The 16,044-nt window shown below is 49.0% G+C and carries 10 protein-coding genes, 1 pseudogene and 2 riboswitches; of the genes and pseudogenes, 6 read left to right on the top strand and 5 right to left on the bottom strand.

Features of this window, described 5'->3' with window-relative positions; genetic code table 11:
• Positions 1 to 42 precede the first annotated feature (42 nt).
• The 6 genes and pseudogenes from IPL71_RS13390 to IPL71_RS13365 all read left to right on the top strand — a co-directional run bounded on the left by IPL71_RS13390 (position 43) and on the right by IPL71_RS13365 (position 5,328).
• Entirely contained in the window at positions 43 to 918 is an 876-nt protein-coding gene (locus IPL71_RS13390) for an alpha/beta fold hydrolase (RefSeq protein ID WP_345322366.1), read from the top strand.
• A gap of 87 nt (positions 919 to 1,005) precedes the next feature.
• Positions 1,006 to 1,467 (top strand): annotated as a pseudogene (locus tag IPL71_RS13385) (DinB family protein); the annotation flags it as partial.
• A 45-nt stretch (positions 1,468 to 1,512) separates the two neighbouring features.
• A complete protein-coding gene (locus IPL71_RS13380; protein ID WP_345322364.1) occupies positions 1,513 to 2,214 on the top strand; it encodes a DUF1361 domain-containing protein in 702 nt (233 codons plus the stop codon).
• A gap of 90 nt (positions 2,215 to 2,304) precedes the next feature.
• Positions 2,305 to 3,648 carry a DUF1361 domain-containing protein gene (locus IPL71_RS13375; RefSeq protein ID WP_345322362.1) on the top strand — a complete coding sequence of 448 codons (1,344 nt, stop codon included), beginning with the start codon at positions 2,305 to 2,307 and terminating at the stop codon, positions 3,646 to 3,648.
• On the top strand, positions 3,617 to 3,847 hold the full coding sequence (locus IPL71_RS13370; protein ID WP_345322361.1) for a hypothetical protein: 231 nt from the start codon (positions 3,617 to 3,619) through the stop codon (positions 3,845 to 3,847). Before IPL71_RS13375 ends, IPL71_RS13370 begins: the two co-directional genes overlap by 32 nt.
• 236 nt (positions 3,848 to 4,083) lie before the next feature.
• Positions 4,084 to 5,328: a class I SAM-dependent rRNA methyltransferase gene (locus tag IPL71_RS13365; protein ID WP_345322359.1), complete on the top strand. Its 1,245-nt coding sequence runs from the start codon at positions 4,084 to 4,086 to the stop codon at positions 5,326 to 5,328.
• Positions 5,329 to 5,336: 8 nt separating this feature from the next.
• Here the strand turns inward: IPL71_RS13365 and IPL71_RS13360 are convergent, their stop codons facing one another.
• The 5 genes from IPL71_RS13360 to IPL71_RS13340 all read right to left on the bottom strand — a co-directional run bounded on the left by IPL71_RS13360 (position 5,337) and on the right by IPL71_RS13340 (position 16,017).
• Complete coding sequence (locus IPL71_RS13360) at positions 5,337 to 7,040, bottom strand: S-layer homology domain-containing protein (RefSeq protein ID WP_345322357.1); 1,704 nt, start codon at positions 7,038 to 7,040, stop codon at positions 5,337 to 5,339.
• Between the two features lie 53 nt (positions 7,041 to 7,093).
• Positions 7,094 to 7,183: riboswitch (cyclic di-GMP riboswitch) on the bottom strand.
• Positions 7,184 to 7,265: 82 nt separating this feature from the next.
• Positions 7,266 to 7,358: riboswitch (cyclic di-GMP riboswitch) on the bottom strand.
• Positions 7,359 to 7,594: 236 nt separating this feature from the next.
• Positions 7,595 to 8,287: an S-layer homology domain-containing protein gene (locus IPL71_RS13355; RefSeq protein WP_345322355.1), complete on the bottom strand. Its 693-nt coding sequence runs from the start codon at positions 8,285 to 8,287 to the stop codon at positions 7,595 to 7,597.
• Positions 8,284 to 9,201, bottom strand: coding sequence for an Ig-like domain-containing protein (locus tag IPL71_RS13350; protein WP_345322736.1), 918 nt, complete (start codon positions 9,199 to 9,201; stop codon positions 8,284 to 8,286). The genes IPL71_RS13355 and IPL71_RS13350 overlap by 4 nt, the downstream gene beginning before the upstream one ends.
• The gene (locus IPL71_RS13345; protein WP_345322354.1) at positions 9,168 to 12,050 is read right to left on the bottom strand and encodes an Ig-like domain-containing protein; all 2,883 of its coding nucleotides are present in this window, start codon (positions 12,048 to 12,050) and stop codon (positions 9,168 to 9,170) included. The genes IPL71_RS13350 and IPL71_RS13345 overlap by 34 nt, the downstream gene beginning before the upstream one ends.
• A gap of 142 nt (positions 12,051 to 12,192) precedes the next feature.
• Positions 12,193 to 16,017, bottom strand: a complete 3,825-nt coding sequence (locus IPL71_RS13340; RefSeq protein ID WP_345322352.1) for an MBG domain-containing protein — start codon at positions 16,015 to 16,017, stop codon at positions 12,193 to 12,195.
• Positions 16,018 to 16,044: the final 27 nt, after the last annotated feature.

The following is a 16,044-nucleotide window of genomic DNA, read 5'->3' as shown; positions in this document are numbered from 1 at the left end:
CAGGGGCAGACGCAAAGTCTGCCCCCGTGATAAAAAAAGATTATGTCATTTCCCTATTTTGATGAAACAAAAATACTCGATGAAACCGCACGCCAAACAGCGCATGGTTCGTTTATTCCGCTTACAGATGGAGTCACCCACTATCAATTAAGCGGGCCGCAAGATGGGCCGCCCGTTGTGCTTGTGCATGGATTCTCCGTCCCATATTTTATTTTCGACAACACTTTCGATTTTCTGGTCAATTCAGGTTTTCGCGTATTACGGTATGATCTTATAGGCCGTGGATATTCAGACAAGCCCAATGTCAACTATGACATTCACCTTTTTGTGCGGCAGCTCAAAGACTTGCTCGATGCACTGAGACTTAAACAAGTTAACTTGATCGGGCTTTCAATGGGCGGAGTAATCACAACATCGTTTGTCTACGAATACCCCGAGTACGTCCGCAAACAGGTGTTGATCGCCCCGGCGGGTGCAAGGCGCGTGTCATTGGCTTGGTTTCTAAAAGCAATGAAACTGCCCATTTTGGGCGAGCTGGCGCTTGGTCTGTTTGGAAGCATGAGTATGGTAAAAGCAATCGCATCTGATCTGTTTGACCCTGAGTCGGTGGAACATTTTCAATCGCAATATAAGATACAGATGCAATTCAAGGGATTTAAGCGTGCGATCTTATCCACGATGCGGAATGGGATGCTTGATTCTTTTTACGAAACTTATACGCGCGCTGGAAATCTGCAAAAGCCCACTTTGCTATTTTGGGGCATAAACGACAAGACCGTACCCTTTGAATACAGCCGGTCTGTGATGCAGGCCATGCCACACGCAGAGTTTCATGCAATCGAGAACTGTGGACATATTCCGCATTACGAAAAACCTGAAGTTGTAAACCCGATCCTGCTGGATTTTCTATCCAGATAGATCTTTACAGCACAGGAACATAGAAAGTTTATAAAGAGATTGGAGGTTCATCAAAATGAATAAACAAGATATTCAAGTCTTTGCCAATACAATAACTGGGCGAACAAACGTATTCTGGATACTGCCGCACAGGTAACCGCAGAACAATTTCTGGCACCCGCTTCATATCCACATGGCGGGCTGCGAAGCACATTGACACATACGCTTTTTGCAGAATGGATCTGGCGCAAGCGCTGGCTGGGAGAATCACCGTCCCAACGGATGAAACCGGAGGACTTCCCGACATGCGCGTCACTGCAAGCACGCTGGCTGGAAGAAGAAACTGCGCTCAACGCATTTGTGGAAAGCCTAAGCGATGAGAAATTGAATGCACCTTTTTACTTCAAGACCACACAAGGCAATGAAATGGAAAGTATCCTCTGGCACGCGATGGTGCATGTAGTTAATCATGGCACACAGCACAGAAGCGAAGCCGCGGTAATGCTGACGGATTTCGATCATTCGCCGGGCGAAATCGATATGATTGGATTCTTCCGCGAGATGAAATAGATTGCGATGGTTTTCCTTTGGCTTCGCTCCGGATGAATATAAAATATGATAAACACAACTCAAAATTTTATTAAACGCAATCGCTATAAGTTGTCGATGTTTGGACTGATGTTATCGGCTTCGGTGATTTGCGTACTGCTGGTAGCAGCGCGCATTACATACAGTGATACAGGACGGTACACAGGATTGGTATGGAATCTTTTTCTGGCCTGGATTCCCTTTGTGCTGGCTTATCTGGCGTATGCCCTATCCTGGAAAAAACCGCTTTTATATTTTGTACTGCCTTTCACCGCGTTTCTCTGGCTGCTCTTCTTCCCCAATGCTCCCTATATTTTGACAGATTTACAACATCTTGCCAAAGAGACATCCGGCGCGCCGGTTTGGTATGACGTGATTGTGATGGTCTGGTTTTCGTGGACAGGTCTGCTGCTCGGCCTTGTTTCACTCTACCTAATGCACGATATCGTCCAGCGCACTTTTGGACGCTGGTTCGGCTGGGCTTTTGTTCTCTTCGTTTCAGGCTTGAGCAGTTTTGGCGTATATCTGGGACGTTTTGTACGCTTTAATTCATGGGATTTACTAGACGACCCAACTGAGATCGTGGTCACAATTCTTGGCCTGGCGATTGACCCCTCCAAACGACTGGTGGCATTTACGATCTTATTTGCGGCATTTTATTTGTTTGTATATCTCACCTTGTATTCCTTTGCGCATTTATTGCAGGAGCAGAATGTGAGTGTAAAGTAAAAAATAACAGCGGGAATTTTGCGAGGTTTTGAGAGGCATTGAAGGCTGGGCTGACTACAATTGGCGAAAAACAATTTGGAGATGTATTTCATGAAAAAACTTTATACTCACCTACAGCCCTATAAATTTCGGATGACAGTCTTTGCTTTGCTATGCGGGGCGACATTACTTTCACTGGTATTATTCCGCGTGCGGACTTTGATCAGCGGATCGCTGGATTACGCATTTTTGATCTGGAATATTTTTCTGGCATGGATTCCGCTTGGACTGGCCTACACAGCTTCGATCTTTTCATGGAAACGCAGGTTTCTGATATTTACCGTACCTGTGGTGGCTGTCTTATGGATGCTTTTCTTTCCAAATGCGCCTTATATTCTGACAGACCTGCAACATTTGGGGTATCCCAAGCCTGATGTGCCGCTATGGTTCGACACACTCTTATTGATCTGGTTCGCATGGACAGGCCTGCTGCTCGGCGTGGTTTCGATGTTTCTAATGCATGATATTGTACGCCGTCAGTTTGGGCGCGCGGCAGGCTGGATATTTGTTTTCACCGCGGGTGTACTATGCAGCCTCGGAATTTACATCGGGCGTTTTCTACGCTGGAATTCATGGGACATGTTCTTTCATCCACTTGAGCGTTTACGTGATTTCATGTATTATGCATCTCATCCGAGTATGCAGTCCATTATTTTCATCAGCGTATTCTCAACTTTCTTTATTTTCTTTTATGTAACTCTTTACGCGTTTGGTCTTTTACTTCAAGAACAGGCGCCTCGCATGATCCCCACAGGAGATACCATGAGCAATTTAATCGTTTTACGCGGCGGGGGCGACCTTGCAAGCGGCGTAGCTCTACGTTTACACCGCGCCGGTTTTCAACTGGTCATCATTGAGTTGGAAAAACCTTTGGCTGTTCGCCGGACTGTTTCATTTTCTGAGGCTGTTTATGAGGGAGCACAAACTGTTGAAGGGACGACCGCGCGTCTAGTATCGCCAGATCAGTTTCAGGTTACGTTGGAAGCGGGTGAAATTCCAGTATTGGTTGATCCGCAGGCAAATATTCTCCGCAATCAATTTTTGACAAGTCCACAATCAACTTTTGTGGTGGATGCGCGGCTATTAAAAGTTCCGCCTGAACATCTGGATGTAAACATTCCGCTTCATATCGGACTGGGGCCTGGATTCTGCGCCGGTGAGAATTGCCACGCTGTAATAGAAACCCGCCGCGGACATACCTTGGGGCGCGTGTATTGGAGCGGGTCGGCACAGGAAGATAGCGGTGAACCTGATGGAGACAGAAGACGCGTGCTGAGAGCGTCACACGATGGCGTATTAATCTCTTCAGTGAATATCGGAGAACATTTGGAAGAAGGCCAATTTATTGGCGAAATCGAACCGGATGATGAAAGCGAAAATTTCTTCGATCTTTAGCCCATTTACAGGTGTGCTGCGCGGATTAATCCGCCCCGGCCATCATGTGACACGCGGAATGAAGATCGGTGATGTAGATCGACGTAATGACCCCGCGCTTTGTACGCTGGTCTCTGATAAAGCGCTGGCAGTCGGCGGTGGTGTTTTGGAAGCAGTATTAACATTTGGCGCAAGAAAAAAAGATGAAGGTTTTCTGTAACAAAAAACCCTCAAAAAATTAACTGCAAAAATATAAAAATTTCTCTTCAGACTGATTCAAAAAACTTAGTCCGCTAAAATCAGGAAATATCACGATGATGCTTGTAAGTAATTTCGGATAATGTCTAATAGACATTATCCGAAATTAAATCGGGGCAATGATCGCTTCGTGCGCAGAAAATGAAGATTTTCTTTTTTATCAATAAAATCAGAACCATACTTCAAACAAAAAAAGCCATGACAAACTCCCTGCTATCTCAACTTCCAAGTCCGGCGTCAAAGCGCATCGCATTGCGAGTCAGCGCGCCGGCAGAACGCGCCCTGCGCCAAAACCACCCCTGGGTCTTCGATCAAGCCATTATCGAACAAAGTCACCAGGGTGCCCCCGGCGATCTCGCGGTCATCTTCGACAACAAACGCCGCTTCCTTGCCATCGGCTTATATGATCCAACCTCATCCATTCGCGTGCGCATCCTTCAACATCGGCAGCCCGCCATAATTGACAAAAACTGGTTTCAAACAAAGATCATGGCAGCCAGCCAGATTCGAAAACCACTCACACAACAACTCACCGATGGCTACAGACTCATCCATGGCGAAAATGACGGCCTGCCCGGATTGGTCATTGATCGTTATGCAGAGACTCTTGTCTTAAAAATTTACAGCCCAAGTTGGATCCCCCATCTTAAAGAATTTTGTTCCGCGCTCGCTCAGGTCCATCCCTCCAAAAGATTGATATTGCGGCTTAGCCGCTCATTAAATAAACAAAGCGGATTCTTATATGGACTCGAAGATGGGATGACGCTCACGGGTCACCCGTCCGAAGGCCTGCTTCTGTTTCAAGAAAATGGACTAACCTTTGAGTGTGACCCGATCCACGGGCAAAAGACGGGCTTCTTTCTCGACCAACGTGAAAACCGTGCTCGTGTTGAAAAATTATCCAAGGGGAAATCTGTGCTAAATGTATTCGCTTACACTGGCGGATTCTCAGTTTATGCCGCTCGCGGCGGCGCAAAAGAAATCGTCAGCGTAGATATCAGTGCGCCCGCCATACAAGCTGCAATCAATAACTTTTCACATAACCTGCATATCCCCACAGTAAAATCTGCTGTACACGAAACCATTGCCGAAGATGCCTTTGAAGTTCTTGCCCGCATGGAATCACAAAAGAGGTTCTTCGACCTTGTCATCATCGACCCGCCCATGTTCGCGCAGAATCAGAGTCAAGTTGCAGCGGGGCTGGCTGCTTATAGAAAGCTGACCAGGCTCGGGTTAAGTGTGCTGCGCTCTGGCGGGGTGTTGGTGCAGGCTTCCTGTTCCAGCCGCATTGATGCTCAATCCTTTTTTGATGCCATCCACCAATCCGCCAGAGAATCCAACCGCCGATTGATAGAGATTGAACGCACCAGCCACGCGCTTGACCATCCGATTGGATTTGAAGAAGGGGCGTACCTCAAGTGCCTGTTTGCCACAGCGGCATAAAAAATTTTCTAGGGAATAAGATCAAAGGCTCTGGTTAGAAAGACGGCCATTTGCGCACGTGTTACAGGCTCGTCAGGACAATAATTTCCATTGCCGCAGCCGCTTGTAATTCCATCCGTGCTGAATTGCTCAACCCAAGCCGCGGCCCAATAATCGGAGGGTACATCCTGAAACAAAAGACCGGAAGGAGCAGATGGGGCATAATCAGCACCATGTTTGGCACGCAATAAAAATACCGCCATTTGAGCACGAGTCACCGGGCTATCAGGGCAATAATTTCCATTTCCACAGCCGCTTGTCACTCCATCAACCGCAAGAACTTCGATCCAATAACGTGCCCAATGATCAGCTGTATCATTGAAGCTAAGCATACCAACAGAAGGAGAAAAACCGGAGCCTTTCATACTGCGCTCAAGAAAAACCGCCATTTGTCCGCGAGTGACGATATCGTTTGGACAATAGAGCAAAGGCGAAAGTGAACAGCCGCCAGTGATCTCGGCATTATATAACTGTTCAATGGACGACGATGCGAAGGCATTCACGTCCACATCCTCAAAAGTAGATGTAGATGGCGGGTTTGCATCAACTACGCCTAACTGAATTGTGATGGTCAAAAAGTCATTCCCGTTGACCAGTTTCTCAATATCCGCGTCAAATATGGAAAAATATCTGGCTGAAGCAACATAACCTTCTTTATATACTTTGATCAGGCGTAAAAAATCATAACTATTATGCGGATTGCTCAAACCACCCCAACTAAAGCCAATCTCTCCATTTTCGTTTGTAAGATCATCCACCATTAATTGTGTAGAGTATGGAGAACCACCAAAAACGCTCCACACATCAACTTTGGCTTCATTCAGAGGCTGTCCATCAGTGGAAACTACCTTAATGTTAATTTGTGAAAGGTCTATTGTGGGAGATCCGTTACGATAATCACTGCTAATGATCTTCGCTGTCAATTTTGAATATTCAACATAATCGAGCAGATTTGCGCGATTGGCCGGTTGCCCGGCGATCATGGCTTGTGCCGCGTTCTTCAATAACGGATCGGTCATGAAATCGGGTTTGTCGCTCCAGAATGCATCGTTTTGGTTAAGGATGTTTATATTAAGCAGAGGAGCAACTCCGGTTGCATCTTGAATGGTGGTAAGTTTATAGTATTCTCCATACCCCGCTCCGAATACATGCGCCAACTCATGGAGCATATTGTTGATCTGTGTCCAATAATCGACCACCTCATCCGCAGAAAGTGAATTGGGGTCATAGAGTTTTGTCCATTTTAAACCTGCAAGAACTCCGGCGCCGCCATCGTCAATACCGGCGTATCCACCGTAAGAGATTGAATAGTCCGTGCGAATCGCATGTACCCAGATCTCAAAATCTTCCACAGGCAAAGGAGGGGTTGCTTGATTTGAGTGAGGCTGTGTATTCGTGAGAATAATACCTGTTTCAGGGTTAAATATCAGGCGACGGGATGTGTTCTTTGCCAGAATAACATTCATATCATGCACATATTCACCAAGAACTGCTTTTGCAAAGTTCACATCAGGCACAAGAGCAGGGTCAAGATAAAATTTAATGACGTGCTCTTTTACGGCAACAGATTCAATGCGGCTTGATGCAGCAAAAACAGGCGCAGGAACTGCAGTCAGACAAAGTGTCAAAATGATGGCAAGGCAGATGGAGTTAGAAAAATATTTGGGTACCATTGTTTCTCTCCTGACAAGGGCACCCGGAACGCAAAAACTCGCGCTGATTCGTTTTCGGAGGCCTGGCAATCATGGCCACATCAGTGGCGGTAGACCCGTTGGCTTTGCGTCCCCGGCTTTCGCCGGGTTTGCCCTTATCGATACAAACTTTGTAAAGTTCAAAAATAACAAAAAAAGCGAACCTGGATTCATTCAGGTCCGCCAAGGAATAACCATATATAAAGTTCTGGCGGCCTGGCAATCATGACCACATTTGCTGTGGCGGTAGACCCGTTGGCTTTGCGTCCCCAGTTTTCACTGGGTTTGCCTTTATCAATTTCTTATTACAAAATCATTATACAGATATTTCCTCTTAATTAACCTAACAATTATGAAATTCAACGTTACAATTTTGTATACAGTAAAAAAACAAGCAAACAAAAATATGCTCCAGTCACTGCTCAAAAAGAATCGCTCATCTTTGGAAATCTGAAAATCAAATCTGCCAAAATAAAACACCCCTACAGTTTTTAACTGTAGGGGTGTTTTATGAAAATTATCTTATTGCCGGATGACTACGGCAGAGGTAGATTGAAAACTTTTTGAAGGAATACCGCCATCTGGGCACGTGTCACGGAACTCTCGGGGCAATATAGTCCTGCTGCACAACCACTGGTAATCCCTTCAGCCGCCAACTCTTCGACCCAGGCGACTGCCCAATGACTTTGTGGAACATCTGTAAAGACTGTGCCACTGGAGGCCGGCGGAGTGTAAGCTGACCCATGCTTGGCCTTTAGCAGGAAGACGGCCATCTGCGCACGTGTTACTTCCGCATCCGGGCAGTAAACGCCTGCTCCACATCCACCAGTGATGCCATCGGCTGCCAGTTGTTCGATCCAGGCGGCTGCCCAGTACCCTTGTGGAACATCTGTAAAGACTGTGCCAGTTGCGGCAGGAGGAGTAAATCCGGAACCGCGCATTCCCTTTTCGATGAAGATCGCCATCTGCGCCCGGGTGACAGAAGCATCAGGGCAATAGTTTAATGGGTTGGTTGTACAACCGCTCGTGATTCCAGCTTCATAGATCGCTTGAATATAACGAGCTGCCCAGAAACCTTGAGGCACATCCATAAAGGTTTGCGTGTCCAGAAGATTATTGACAGTAATCACAAACGTTCTGGTAACGCTAAGTGTGGCGGCGTCTGTACTGCGGACACAGATGCTGTAAGTATTTTTAGTTTCGTAATCAAAAAGCACAGCAGTCTTCAAGCTATCACCGTTGATTGTGAAAGAAGCATCATCAGTACCCCGCAGAATTCATAAGTGAAGGTGTCACTCATGTCAGAATCTGTAGTGGAGAATGTTCCAACCAACGTACCTACAGCTTGATTTTCGTTGAAATTACTCTTTGATATAGAGATATCTGTTGGTGGATTGTTGACGGCGGTCACGGTAATGTTGACCGTGGCAGGAGCACTGTCCACGGTTCCGTCATTGACCTTGAAGGTGAAACTATCTGCACCGTTGTAGTTCGCGGCGGGAGTGTAAGTCCGATTCGCGCCGGTTCCAGTTAATGTTCCATGTGCTGGATTGGTCACGATCACATAGGTCAATGTGTCGCCGTCCGCATCGGTACCAGCCAGAGTAATGGCCTTGGCTGTATCTTCATTGGTGCTAACAGACTGCGGGCTCGCGACCGGGGCAACATTTGCGAATGTGATATTGATACTCACTGTTGCAACAGTGCTGTCCACCGTTCCATCGTTGACCTTGAAGGTAAAGCTGTCCGTGCCTGTGTAATTCGTGTTCGGTGTGTAGGTTCGGCTTGCGCCAGTGCCGCTAAGAGTGCCATGTGACGGAGTTGCCACAATAATATAAGTTAAGGAATTGCCGTCTATGTCTGAGCCAGTCAGTGTAATAGCTTTGGGTGTGTTCCTCGTTGTGCTGACAGACTGGTCGTTGGCAACCGGCACATCATTGACGGCGGTCACGGTGATACTAACAGTGGCAGGAGCACTGTCCACAGTTCCGTCGTTGACCTTGAAGGTGAAACTATCTGCACCGTTGTAGTTTACGGCGGGAGTGTAAGTCCGATTCGCGCCGGTTCCAGTTAATGTTCCATGTGCAGGGTTGGTCACGATCACATAGGTCAATGTGTCGCCGTCCGCATCGGTGCCAGCCAGAGTAATTGCCTTGGCTGTATCTTCATTGGTGCTAACAGACTGCCCCCCCCTCCGGCCGCCCTGCTCGCGCCCCCCCCCGCCCGCGCCGCGCCCCTGCCCCGCGGCCGCGCCTGCCCCCCGCCCCCCCCCCCCCCCCCCCCCGCGGCGGCCCGGTGCCCCGCGGCCCCCCCCCCCCGGCCCCGCCGTGCCCGGGGCCCGCCCCGTTGGGCGGCGGGCCCCCCCCCCCCCGCCCTCCCGCCCGGGCCGCCCGCCCCCCCCCCCCCCCGCCCCCCGCCGGCTCTTCGGCCTGGGCTCGCGACCGGCACATCATTGACGGCGGTCACGGTGATGCTGACAGTGGCGGGAGTACTGTCCACGGTTCCGTCGTTGACCTTGAAGGTGAAACTATCTGCACCGTTGTAGTTCGCGGCGGGAGTGTAAGTCCGATTCGCACCGGTTCCAGTTAATGTTCCATGTGCAGGATCGGTCACGATCACATAAGTCAATGTGTCGCCGTCCGCATCGGTACCAGCCAAAGTAATGGCCTTGACTGTGTCTTCATTGGTACTAACAGATTGAGGGCTCGCTACCGGGGCTACATTTGAGAATGTGATATTGATACTCACTGTTGCAACAGCGCTATCCACCGTTCCGTCGTTAACCTTGAAAGTGAAGCTGTCTGCGCCTGTGTAATTCGTGTTCGGCGTGTAGGTTCGGCTTGCGCCAGTGCCGCTAAGAGTGCCATGTGACGGAGTGGATACAATAATATAAGTTAAGGAATTGCCGTCTATATCTGAGCCAGTCAATGTAATAGCTTTTGGCGTGTTCCTGGTTGTGCTGACAGACTGGTCATTGGCAACCGGCACATCATTGACGGCGGTCACGGTGATGCTGATAGTAGCGGGAGCACTGTCCACGGTTCCGTCGTTGACCTTGAAGGTGAAACTATCTGCACCATTGTAGTTCGCGGCAGGAGTGTAAGTCTGATTCACACCGGTTCCAGTTAATGTTCCATGTACTGGGGCGGTCACGATCACATAAGTCAATGTGTCGCCGTCTGAATCTGTGCCAGCTAAAGTAATGGCCTTGGCTGTGTCTTCATTGGTGCTAACAGATTGAGGACTCGCTACCGGCACATCATTGACGGCGGTCACGGTGATACTAACAGTAGCGGGAGCACTGTCCACGGTTCCGTCGTTGACCTTGAATGTGAAACTATCTGCACCATTGTAGTTGGCGGCGGGAGTGTAGGTCTGATTCGCGCCGGTTCCAGTTAATGTTCCATGTGCTGGGGCGGTCACGATCACATAAGTCAATGTGTCGCCGTCCACATCAGTACCAGCCAGAGTAATGGCCTTGGCTGTGTCTTCATTGGTGCTAACAGATTGAGGGCTAGTAGCTACCGGGGCATTATTAACGGCTGTCACGGTAATACTGACAGTGGCAGGAGCACTGTCCACGGTTCCATCGTTGACCTTGAATGTGAAACTATCTACACCGTTGTAGTTCGCGGCGGGAGTGTAAGTCCGATTCACACTGGTTCCAGTTAATGTTCCATGTGCTGGGGCGGTCACGATCACATAAGTCAATGTGTCGCCGTCCGCATCGGTGCCAGCCAGAGTAATGGCCTTGGCTGTATCTTCATTGGTACTAACAGATTGAGGACTCGCTACCGGCACATCATTGACGGCGGTCACGGTGATACTGACAGTGGCGGGAGCACTGTCCACGGTTCCGTCGTTAACCTTGAATGTGAAACTATCTGCACCGTTGTAGTTCGCGGCGGGAGTGTAGGTCCGATTCACACCGGTTCCAGTTAATGTTCCATGTGCTGGGGCGGTCACGATCACATAAGTCAATATGTCGCCGTCCGCATCGGTGCCAGCCAGAGTAATGGCCTTGGCCGTATCTTCATTGGTGCTAACAGACTGCGGGCTCGCGACCGGGGCAACATTTGTGAATGTGATATTGATACTCACTGTTGCAACAGCGCTGTCGATGGTTCCGTCATTGACCTTGAAGGTGAAACTATCTGCACCGTTGTAATTGGCAGCGGGAGTGTAAGTCCGATTCGCGCCGGTTCCAGTTAATGTTCCATGTGCAGGATCGGTCACGATTATATAAGTCAATATGCTGCCTTCAATATCTGAGCCAGTTAATGTGACAGCCTTCGAAGTGTTTCTGGTTGTGTCAATAGACTGATCATTCGCAACCGGCACATCATTGACAGCGGCCACAGTGATGCTGACAGTGGCAGGGGCACTATCCACGGTTCCGTCGTTGACCTTGAAGGTGAAACTATCTGCACCGTTGTAGTTGGCGGCGGGAGTGTAGGTCTGATTCGCGCCGGTTCCAGTTAATGTTCCATGTGCAGGGTCGGTCACGATCACATAGGTCAATGTGTCGCCGTCCGCATCTGTGCCTGTCAAAGTAATAGTCTTGGCCGCATCTTCATCTGCGCTAATGGGTTGCGCATTGGCCACTGGAGCGTGGTTTGTCGACCCTGTTAAATTTAGCAAGACATTCGGCCCGCTTACCCATGAACCGGTCTGATCAGCCACATAACCACCGATATAGAAGGCCACGGTATCCCCTGAGACCCCGCCTTCAATATCCGAAGTTGCAGGATCATCACCCGGCACCTTTACGAGATAATACGCATCCCCGCTTATCGTAACAGTAGTTGTAGCATACTGAATGCCATTGATGCGAGCCGAGATGACAGTCCCCGCTGGCGCAATTGCTCCATCCAACTTCACCGTTCCCCAAAAAGAAGAAGGTAAGGGAGGTTGGGCAAATACTGTTGAAACATTACTAAGTACGAGAGTGATAGCTAGAAACAGAGCACTGAAAACGCGTTGAATTTTCATTTTGTACCTCTTGTTAGACCCGTCTAATTTGGTTACGATTTATTCCATATCTTTTCTGCACAAATCCATGCTGATCCATTAATCTTTCGGGTAAGGTCAGGAATGGATAAAGATTATTTCCTGACCTTACCGATCGATGTAACTACTCTGCCAGATAAGTCACACTCCAGGTGCAATCCGCATTGACCCAGATCCAATACCCCGACCCGGGCGCCATCTCACTTAGATCATTCAAGAAGGGCGGCAGACTTAGATCAAACAACTTCCACGGAGCAGCATCGTTCGCCAGATACGCATACACCACTGAGAAATCGGTACAGCCGTTTTCATTCAATACTTCAGGCAGCGGGCGATTTGTCATGGATGGATAAGCCACCAGGTTCCAACCTTCATACAAATCAATATCGGTTGTTACAGGTTCAGTGCCAACTACCTCCAATACATCAGCAGCCGACATGTGAACCCAGAAACCTATGGTCTCATCAAGATGAGTTAAGTTATTTAAGAATGGCGGCACATTTGGATCATACATTTGCCAGTTATCACCAGCGCTCGTCGCATCCCAGGCGTAGACCAGATCGTAATTTCCATCAATACTAAAGAGTACCGTCGCAATCTCTGTATTTGCCGGGTGTACATTGAACGAGATCAGATTCCAGCCGATAGACAATGGAATGCTATGAGTTGAAACTGCCTGTACGATGATCAATGTATTAACAGTCGTGCCGCTGTAATTTGGATCGTTAATTGTGGCAACCACATCATAGCTACCCGGTAATGTTGGCGGAGTCTGCAAGCCGGCATAGGTTACTTCAACCGGGAGACCGGAAGGAATGGTTGCAATCGTCACTGACTTTGGCGTGCCGTCGTAAGTCTGATTAAGACCGCCAAGGGTTATGACTGCCGCGGCCTTCGCAACATAGAGTGTGCCACTTGCGCTGCCTGCGTAGTTCAGATCATTGATCGTTCCAATCACAGCATACAAACCGGAATTGATTGGAGCAACAGCAGCGCCATCGTAGGTAAAGTCAACGGTTAAATCAGCAGGGTTGGTTGTGGCTGTCACCAAATTGGGCGCGCCGTCATAGGTTTGGCTGAGATCCGCAAGAGAGACTACAGCCAACGCCTTGGCAATAACTAGTGTGCCACTATCTGAAGTGGAGTTGTAATTAGGATCATTGATCGTCCCGACTACTTCATAAGAACCAGCGTCGGTTGGAGCGGCGATCAAACCATCGTAGGTAAAGTCAACTGTCAGGTTAGCCGGTTCCGTGACCGCAGTCACAGATCTGGGGGTGCCATCATAAGTCTGTCCCAGACTGCCAAGGACTATGGCGGCCGTCGCTTTATTTACGGTTACGCTTTGTTGGTCACTGCTTGTAAAGAAATTTGGATCTCCCGCATACGCGGCGGTAATCAAATGCGCGCCATTGCCCACAGCGTTGGGAGTGTAAGTTACAGAGCAGGTTGAAATTCCATCGACTCCCGAGAGAGTACATGGACTGGCGGAAAAATTACCGCTGCCATTCGTAGTCCAGTTAACATTTCCTGTGGGTGTCTTGGGGCCGGAGCCGCGCGCTACGGTAGCAACACAAGTGATGCTTGATCCATAAGTAACGAGCGGAGTACCCGAGCCGCAGCTAACGGTCGTGTTCGAACCAACCATTGTTACTGTATAGGTTACAGAGATGCGTACATAATCTACATATGCAATTCGATTGACATCACTGATGACTGAGAGAGCCACACCAAAATTGTTGGCATTGATTTCCGCGGGAGTCCAAGTCGTCCCCCAAAGATCAGCAGTTGTTCCGTATGTAGCAGGGGCAGCTATTTCTATTGGCCACTCCGTCCCAGTTGCTGCTTTATTATTCCCAACCAGAGTGCCGGCTTTGAGTAATTTAACAGTGCCATCCCGCACATCAAAATAGCCAACTCTGGTCCCGCTTTCATGACGACCAATGGTGACCGTAATCCCATTAATAGCGGCATCTAAAGGAATATCAAAGCCATAGTTGGTGCCTTCCAAATAACCAGACTGCAGAACACTGCCGGTGAGGGTGACGCTTGCATAACTATTATCATCAGCAGTGATATAGTCTGGGTTAGCCCAGTCAGCTGACCCGGCAATTGGTATATTGATACCTGTTCCAGGGTTTGTGTTCGGAGTGGTGGTTCCGGTAGTCGATGGAAGAGTGGTAAAACTAACATCCTCTCCATAAACGGTACCAACTGCGTTGGTGGCGTAAGCACGGACATGATACAGCATCCCCGGCGTAAGGCCGGTAATACTGCTTGTGAATGCGCCGGTTATGGTTACATCGCCATCCGTAGTTTTATTATTCGCGAGAGTGGGATCAGCGGAGGTGCTCCAGACAACCCCATGTTGGGTTGGATTGGGCACACCAAGCGTAATGACATTACCATTTCCCAAGGCCGTAGTGGTGCCGATGGACGAGACAGGCAGCGTGGTAATGGTGGGCGCAATCAAAGTGGTGAAAGATAACTCTTCGCCATACGAAGTACCTGCTTCGTTCGCAGCATATGCGCGGACATAATATAAAGTCCCAGGAGTCAGACCAGTCATAGTGCTGGTGAAAGAGCCTGTCTCATCAACCTCACCTTCCATTGTCTTGAAATTTTCTATGGTGGGGTTGGCAGTGGTTGCCCAGACAACACCATGTTCAGTCGGATTAAAGGTGCCTAGAACTGTGATGTTACCGTTGCCCAGGGCGGTCACAGTTGTAATATTGGTGACAGATTGAGTGGTAACTGTAGGCGCAAGGAGAGTAGTAAAAGTGACTTCCTCGCCGTAGACAGTGCCTGCCATATTTGTGGCATAAGCACGAACATGATAAAGTGTTCCAGGCATTAGGCCAGTCATTGAGGTGGTAAAGGTGCCCGCTACAGCCGCTACACCATTCATGGTTTTGCTATCCGCGATGGTAGGTTCACCAGCGGTATTCCATACAACGCCATGTTGGCTGGGATTGGGCACACCAAGATCAGTCACATTGCCATTCCCGGTAGCTGTCATTGTGGTGATGTTGCTTACAGGCAAAGTAGAAACTGCGGGCAAATCGTGGGTAGTGAAGGTAACATCCTCGCCATAGAAGGTACCGGCAGCATTGGTAGCATAAGCACGAACATGGTAGAGCATACCTGCTGTCAAACCAGTGATATCGCTCGTATAAGCGCCCGTTGCACTAACTGTGCCATCTGTAGTCTTGTTATCTCCTATCGTTGGATTAAATGAGGTGCTCCATACAACACCATGCTGAGTAGGATTGGGGACACCCAAAGCTGTGATATTTCCATTTCCTGTAGCAGTTGAAGTCGTGATCTCCGTGACGGCCAAAGTGGCAACTGTCGGCATAATATGGGTGGTGAAGATAACTTCATCACCATACACTGTACCCATGGCATTGGTAACATAAGCGCGGACGTAATACAGTACCCCAGGTGTCAGACCACTCATAGAACTTGCATAGGGACCGGTTGCGCTGACCGCCCCATCCATGGTTTTACTATCTGCTGTCGTAGGCCCACCTGTTGTATTCCAAACAACGCCATGCTGGCTGGGATTTGGCTCACCCGTTGCGGTGACTGTGCCGTTCCCGGCGGCTGTTGTTGTTGAAATTGAAGTAACCGCCTGGGTGGTGACAATAGGCAGTGACTGTCCTAACGGCAGGAACTCATATGCGCCACGATCATCAAAATCCCGCACGCCAACACCATTATTCGGTGTCGCCGGGTCATCCACCCGGGAATTTCCGTCAATATCGGAGATTGGCTGGCTGGGAGCATCTGCATTAGCACTATCAATTGCTGGTGACCCTGGACTCAAGTAATAATTACCCAGTAATTCAGAGCCTACATAAGGCACTCCGCTTTGCCTTAAGGCCGAAGGAACCGGATCCACAAAGAGCGGATCGCCTTCCCGCCCATGCACTTCCTGGTTAATCACAGCTGCCTGAAATGCGGCCAAAGAGGC

Origin of the sequence: Candidatus Villigracilis proximus, from assembly GCF_016717045.1 — a bacterium.
GTDB classification, from domain to species: Bacteria; Chloroflexota; Anaerolineae; order Anaerolineales; family Villigracilaceae; genus Villigracilis; species Villigracilis proximus.
The sequence above is the reverse complement of the archived record's forward strand: the minus strand, read 5'-3'. Positions and strand labels throughout refer to the sequence as shown.

Bases quoted from the DNA above. Each gene is read 5' to 3' on its own strand.
- IPL71_RS13380 (WP_345322364.1), top strand. From the start codon at position 1,513: ATGATAAACACAACTCAAAATTTTATTAAACGCAATCGCTATAAGTTG.
- IPL71_RS13360 (WP_345322357.1), bottom strand. From the start codon at position 7,040: ATGGTACCCAAATATTTTTCTAACTCCATCTGCCTTGCCATCATTTTG.
- IPL71_RS13370 (WP_345322361.1), top strand. From the start codon at position 3,617: ATGATGAAAGCGAAAATTTCTTCGATCTTTAGCCCATTTACAGGTGTG.
- IPL71_RS13365 (WP_345322359.1), top strand. From the start codon at position 4,084: ATGACAAACTCCCTGCTATCTCAACTTCCAAGTCCGGCGTCAAAGCGC.
- IPL71_RS13375 (WP_345322362.1), top strand. From the start codon at position 2,305: ATGAAAAAACTTTATACTCACCTACAGCCCTATAAATTTCGGATGACA.
- IPL71_RS13345 (WP_345322354.1), bottom strand. From the start codon at position 12,050: ATGAAAATTCAACGCGTTTTCAGTGCTCTGTTTCTAGCTATCACTCTC.
- IPL71_RS13390 (WP_345322366.1), top strand. From the start codon at position 43: ATGTCATTTCCCTATTTTGATGAAACAAAAATACTCGATGAAACCGCA.